The organism is Neisseria sp. 19428wB4_WF04 (assembly GCF_015235335.1).
Classification (GTDB): domain Bacteria; phylum Pseudomonadota; class Gammaproteobacteria; order Burkholderiales; family Neisseriaceae; genus Neisseria; species Neisseria musculi.
This window is the reverse complement of record NZ_JADGLG010000203.1, coordinates 1-386: the sequence shown is the minus strand read 5'-3', so window position 1 is coordinate 386 and position 386 is coordinate 1. Positions and strand designations below refer to the sequence as shown.

Below are 386 nucleotides of genomic sequence, written 5' to 3'. Positions count from 1 at the left end.
GTTCTCGATGGAGCAGACGATGATGCAATTGTCCGCCTTATCGCGGACGACCTCCATCTCGTACTCCTTCCAGCCGAGCACGCTCTCCTCGATCAGGACCTCGTTGGTCGGCGAGGCGTCGATGCCGCGCTCGACGATGTCGAGGAATTCCTCGCGGTTGTACGCGATACCGCCGCCGGTGCCGCCCATGGTGAAGGACGGGCGGATGATCGCCGGCAGGCCGACCTCGGCCAGCGCGATCAGGGCCTGCCCGAGGGCGTGCTCGCTGTAGCGCTTGCGCCGCTCGGACTCGCCGGACTGCCACTTGCGCTCGAAGGCCGTGATCGCCCCGGCGCGCGCCTCCGGGTCGGCGTTGGCGGCCTCGATCTTAGCGATCTCGGCCAGAA

Annotated in this window: 1 protein-coding gene; it reads right to left on the bottom strand. The window is 67.6% G+C overall.

Translation table 11 applies throughout. The annotated features are described in order from the left end of the window. Nucleotides 1-386 (bottom strand): hypothetical protein (locus IR141_RS13010; protein WP_209304464.1); only part of this gene is annotated, 386 nt, incomplete at both ends.